Genomic DNA, 504 nt, shown 5'->3' on the forward strand with positions numbered 1-504 from the left:
CTTCAAAACAATCCGTTATTTCAACTTCATCTATATCGCCATTATCATCTTCTACTATTTCTAAAACCTTTATATTTTTATGTTCTAACGAGTTTCCAATGTAATCCCATCCCATTTGCTTTCCTTCCTTCTCTGCTTTATCTAAGATGCTTTGAAATTCTTCATCACTTATCTTATCTTCATCAACTTCTATAAGCATTTCATGTTAAAACTTTATAACCTCATCAATATATAATCTATACTTCATTACTCTTCCTCCAAATTATCAGTTTTCTTCACTAACACTCTCTACATGATCCATATAAAAAGTCGAATGCATTCCATTGAAAATTACATTTACTGTTTTATTACTTGGACCATATATTCTAACTACTTTCCCTATATACTCTTTATTTTGATATTTAACTTTAACTATACTTCCAACCTCTATAGTCTTAATATCGTTCTGATTTTTTTCTTTATCGTGCTGCAATTCTTCCTTATCGTTCTTAAAAATAACTTCTT

General features: G+C 28.8%; 1 protein-coding gene and 1 pseudogene. Both read right to left on the reverse strand.

The window, feature by feature from the left end:
* Positions 1-199 (reverse strand): hypothetical protein (locus EJJ37_RS19865; protein WP_133017138.1); only part of this gene is annotated, 199 nt, incomplete at its 3' end.
* A 66-nt stretch (positions 200-265) separates the two neighbouring features.
* Positions 266-504: pseudogene (locus tag EJJ37_RS20610) on the reverse strand (hypothetical protein); the annotation flags it as partial.

This window comes from Clostridium cuniculi, from assembly GCF_004353185.1.
GTDB lineage: Bacteria > Bacillota > Clostridia > Clostridiales > Clostridiaceae > Clostridium > Clostridium cuniculi.